The 4,429-nt window shown below is 73.4% G+C and carries 4 protein-coding genes; 2 read left to right on the top strand and 2 right to left on the bottom strand.

Annotated elements, in window-relative coordinates:
* The coding region (locus J0670_RS31190) for a sensor histidine kinase (protein WP_243437790.1) at positions 1-1,140 on the bottom strand (1,140 nt) is incomplete at its 3' end.
* 165 nt (positions 1,141-1,305) lie between these two features.
* Between J0670_RS31190 and J0670_RS31185 the strand changes: the two genes are divergently transcribed.
* Both J0670_RS31185 and J0670_RS31180 read left to right on the top strand, forming a co-directional pair.
* Entirely contained in the window at positions 1,306-2,322 is a 1,017-nt protein-coding gene (locus J0670_RS31185) for an SAM-dependent methyltransferase (RefSeq protein WP_207815212.1), read from the top strand.
* Complete coding sequence (locus tag J0670_RS31180; RefSeq protein ID WP_207815210.1) at positions 2,319-3,488, top strand: NADH-quinone oxidoreductase subunit D; 1,170 nt, start codon at positions 2,319-2,321, stop codon at positions 3,486-3,488. Before J0670_RS31185 ends, J0670_RS31180 begins: the two co-directional genes overlap by 4 nt.
* 15 nt (positions 3,489-3,503) lie before the next feature.
* On the opposite strand, the gene J0670_RS31175 is transcribed toward J0670_RS31180, so the two are convergent.
* The gene (locus J0670_RS31175; protein WP_207815216.1) at positions 3,504-4,319 is read right to left on the bottom strand and encodes a hypothetical protein; all 816 of its coding nucleotides are present in this window, start codon (positions 4,317-4,319) and stop codon (positions 3,504-3,506) included.
* Positions 4,320-4,429: the final 110 nt, after the last annotated feature.

Raw genomic sequence — 4,429 nt, 5'->3', positions numbered from 1 at the left:
GCGGGGGCCCACGTCGAGGCTGCCGCTGACCATGCCGACTCGCTCGCGCATGCCGATCAGGCCGTGGCCCAGGCCGTCCGCGCCGCCGGCGGTGAGCTGTTCGTCGGTGCTGCCGCGGCCGTCGTCCTCCACCAGGACGGCCAGCTCGCGCTCGCCGAAGTCGACCGCGACCCGGGCGTGCACGTCGGGGCCGCCGTGCTTGCGGACGTTGGTCAGCGCCTCCTGGACGATCCGGTAGACGGTCAGCTCGACGCCGCGCGGCAGTTCGCGCGGGTGCCCGGAGGTCGCGTAGTCCACCTGCAACCCGGCCGTGCGGACCTGCTCCAGCAGCTCCGGCAGCTCCTCGACGCCCGGCTGCGGGACGTACTCCTCGGCGGTGTCGGCGGTGCGCAGCACGCCCAGCAGACGGCGCATCTCGACCAGCGCCTGGCGCCCGGTGGAGGCGATCGTGCCGAGCGCCTCCTTCGCCTGCTGCGGGGAGTTGTCGAGCACGTACGCGGCGCCGTCAGCCTGGACGATCATCACCGAGACGTTGTGCGCGACCACGTCGTGCAGCTCGCGGGCGATCCGGGCGCGCTCGGCCGCGACCGCCACCTGGGCCTGGGCGTCCCGCTCGCGCTCCAGCCGGGCCGCGCGGTCCTCCAGCTCGGTCAGGTAGGCGCGGCGCACCCGGGTCAGCCGGCCCCAGGCCCAGCAGAGGATGAACGGGGTGCTCATCAGCAGGGTGATCACGAAGGCTTCGCCGAAGGCGTACGGGCGGGAGACGTAGTGGCCCGCGCCGTCGCCGATCGTCTTCATCGGCTTCATCTGCCAGAACACCAGCGGTCCGGCGGACAGCCCGGCGGCCAGCGCCAGCCGGGAGGTCCACTTCTGGCCGAAGGCGGCGCCGGTGTAGGCGAAGACCAGGTAGGCGAACGAGGAGCCGCCCGGTGTGACGTCGGCGAGCACCTGGCTCACGCCGATGCCGGCGGCCGCGGCGACGGTGACGTCGGGGAAGCGCCGGCGGAAGACCATCAGCGCGGGCAGCAGCAGCGCGACCAGGACCCCGGCGTCGAAGCGCCAGCCGGACTCGTCGTAGCTGCTGTTCGGCAGCAGGCCGAGGAAGAGCACGATCGACGCCCAGGCGGCGTCGACCACCATGGGGTGACGGCGGAGCCAGGCGTTGAGTCGATGCACATCTCAAGCCTAGGCAGTCGCGCGAGGTGCCCAGGTCCCCCGGTAGGGCGATCCGTCCTACTCCGTAGGTCGGAGAAGCCCCCGCTCCGGTTGGGAGGGGTCCCCCGGGGCCGGGTAGCGTCCCGCCCCATGACTTGGATGCGGTGGGCGCCCGCCATGGAACAGGCCCTGTACGACCCGGACCGCGGCTTCTACCGCAGGCCGGAGGGCCCGGCCGGGCACTTCCGCACCTCGGTGCACGCGTCCGCGAGGTTCGCCCGTGCGGTGGCCCGGCTGCTGCTGGAGGTTGACGCGGCCCTCGGCCGTCCGGAGGAGCTGGCCCTGGTCGACGTGGGGGCCGGGCGGGGGGAACTGCTGACCGGCGTGATGGCCGAGCTGCCCGGCGAGGTGCTGGCGAGGCTTCGCCCGTACGGGGTCGAGCTCGCCGAGCGGCCGGCGGGACTGTCGTCCACAGCCCTGTGGACGGACCGGCCGCCGCGCGGCGTCACCGGGCTGCTGTTCGCCAACGAGTGGCTGGACAACGTACCGCTGGACGCCGGGGAGGTGGACGAGGACGGGGTGCTGCGCTACGTCGAGGTGGACACCGCGACCGGGGCGGAGCGCCTCGGCGGCCCGGTCTCGGCGGCGGACGCGGCCTGGGCCGGGCGCTGGTGGCCGGTCGGGGAGAGCGGGGACCGGGTGGAGTTCGGCGGCCCCCGGGACGCCGCCTGGGCGGGGGCGGTGGCCGGGCTGGAGCGCGGCCTGGCCGTCGCGGTGGACTACGGGCACACGGCGGGGCGGCGGCCGCCGTTCGGGACGTACACCGGTTTCCGGGACGGCCGGGAGGTGGCCCCGGTGCCGGACGGCTCCTGCGACGTCACCGCGCACGTCGCCCTGGACGCCGTCGCGGTGCCCGCCCTCCACAGCCTGTGGACAACCCAGCGCGAGGCCCTGCGCGCGCTCGGGGTGAGCGGCGAGCGTCCGCCGCTCGCGCTCGCCTCCACCGACCCGGCGGGTTACCTGCGGGCGCTCGGCGGCGCGGGGGAGGGGGCGGAGCTCACCGACCCGAGCGGGCTGGGCGGCTTCGGGTGGCTGGTGCAGGCGGTTCACATGTCGGTACCGGAGAGCTTGGAGTCCCTGCCGGGATGGCAGACTCTGGGTCCATGAGGGAGACCACGGTCGGCATCGGGGCGGGAGCCGAGAACTTCACCGGCGAGGCGGGCACCACCGACATGGTGCTCAACATCGGCCCGCAGCACCCGGCCACGCACGGCGTGCTGCGGCTGCGCCTGCTGCTCGACGGCGAGCGGATCGTCACCGCCGAGCCGGTGATCGGCTACATGCACCGGGGCGCGGAGAAGCTGTTCGAGGCCCGTGACTACCGGCAGATCATCATGCTGGCGAACCGGCACGACTGGCTCTCCGCCTTCTCCAACGAGCTCGGCGTCGTGCTCGGCGTCGAGCGGATGCTCGGCATGGAGGTCCCCGAGCGGGCGGTGTGGGTCCGCACCCTGCTCGCCGAGCTCAACCGGGTGCTCAACCACCTGATGTTCCTCGGCTCCTACCCGCTGGAACTGGGCGGCATCACCCCGATCTTCCACGCCTTCACCGGCCGCGAGGACCTCCAGCACGTGCTGGAGGAGGCCTCCGGCGGCCGGATGCACTACATGTTCAACCGGGTCGGCGGCCTCAAGGAGGACCTGCCGGCCGGCTGGCTCGGCCGGGTCCGCACCGCCGTCGCGACCGTGCGCTCGCAGCTGCCGGTCTTCGAGGAACTCGTCCTCGGCAACGAGATCTTCCGCGCCCGCACCGCCGGCGTCGGCGTCCTCACCAGGGCGCAGGCCGAGGCGTACGGGGTCAGCGGCCCGATCGCCCGCGCCAGCGGCCTCGACCTCGACCTGCGCCGCGACGAGCCCTACCTCGCGTACGGCTCCGACGAACTGCGGCAGGTGCTCACCGTCGTCACGCGCGAGGAGGGCGACTGCCTGGCCCGCTTCGAGTGCCTGCTGGAGCAGACCCTCAACTCGCTCGACCTCGCCGACGCCTGCCTCGACAAGCTCGCCACCCTGCCGCCCGGGCCGGTCAACCAGCGGCTGCCCAAGGTGCTCAAGGCACCCGAGGGCAGCACCTACGCGTGGACCGAGAACCCGCTCGGGATCAACGGCTACTACCTGGTCTCGCGCGGCGACAAGACGCCGTGGCGGCTCAAGCTGCGCTCGGCGTCCTTCAACAACATCCAGGCGCTGACCGAGCTGCTGCCCGGGACGCTGGTCGCGGACATGGTGGCGATCCTCGGGTCGATGTTCTTCGTGGTCGGGGACATCGACAAGTAGGCCGCCGCCTGCCCGCTACTTCTTCTTCCGGGCGGGGTCGGCCGGGTGCGGGGCCACCTTGCGGTCGCCCTTGGTGGCGATCCGCTCCTCGCACAGCCGGGCCAGCACCTCGTACGCCTCGCGGCCCATCAGCTCGGTGAGCTCCGGACGGTAGCTGACGTACACCGGCTCCGCGCCCTGGTGCGCGGCCGGCGCCCCGGTGCACCACCAGTGCAGGTCGTGGCCGCCCGGGCCCCAGCCCCGGCGGTCGTACTCGCCGATCGAGACCTGGAGGTAGCGGGTGTCGTCCGGGCGGTCGATCCAGTCGTAGGTGCGGCGGATCGGCAGCTGCCAGCAGACGTCCGGCTTGGTCTCCAGCGGCTCGCGGCCCTCCTTGAGGGCGAGCGCGTGCAGGGCGCAGCCGGCGCCGCCCGCGAAGCCGGGGCTGTTCACGAAGATGCAGGCGCCGTTGACGCGGCGGGTCTGGCGGTCGCCGTCCTCGTCCAGCATCGTGATGCCGCCGTCCGACTTGAGCCGGCCCTTGGCGTCGGTGCCCTCGGCGAAGTTCTCCCACAGCTCGGGGGTCAGCCGGGCCGCGTGCCCCAGGACGCGCTTCTCGTCGTCCTCGTCCGAGTAGTGCGCGCCCAGCGTGCAGCAGCCGTCCGACTCGCCGCGGCCCTCGCGGATGCCGTGGCAGCCCTGGCCGAAGACGCAGGACCAGCGGGAGGTCAGCCAGGTGAGGTCGCAGCGGAAGACCTGCTCCTCGTCGGCGGGGTCGGCGAACTCGACCCAGGCGCGCGGGAAGTCGAGCGGGACCTCGTCGCGCGGGATCTCGCGGCGCAGGGTCGGCATCGCGAGGTCGACGGGGGCGGGGGAGGCCTTGGGCTTCGCCTTGGCCTTCTTCTTGGACGTTTCTGCTGGTGCCACCCGGCAAGGGTAGAGCTTCGCGGGGGCTTACGGGC

Source organism: Streptomyces sp. FH025 (assembly GCF_017427025.1).
GTDB lineage: Bacteria > Actinomycetota > Actinomycetes > Streptomycetales > Streptomycetaceae > Kitasatospora.
Note: the sequence above shows the minus strand (reverse complement) of the source record. Positions and strands in the feature narration are given on the sequence as shown.

Bases quoted from the DNA above. Each gene is read 5' to 3' on its own strand.
- J0670_RS31185 (WP_207815212.1), top strand. From the start codon at position 1,306: ATGACTTGGATGCGGTGGGCGCCCGCCATGGAACAGGCCCTGTACGAC.
- J0670_RS31180 (WP_207815210.1), top strand. From the start codon at position 2,319: ATGAGGGAGACCACGGTCGGCATCGGGGCGGGAGCCGAGAACTTCACC.
- J0670_RS31175 (WP_207815216.1), bottom strand. From the start codon at position 4,319: ATGCCGACCCTGCGCCGCGAGATCCCGCGCGACGAGGTCCCGCTCGAC.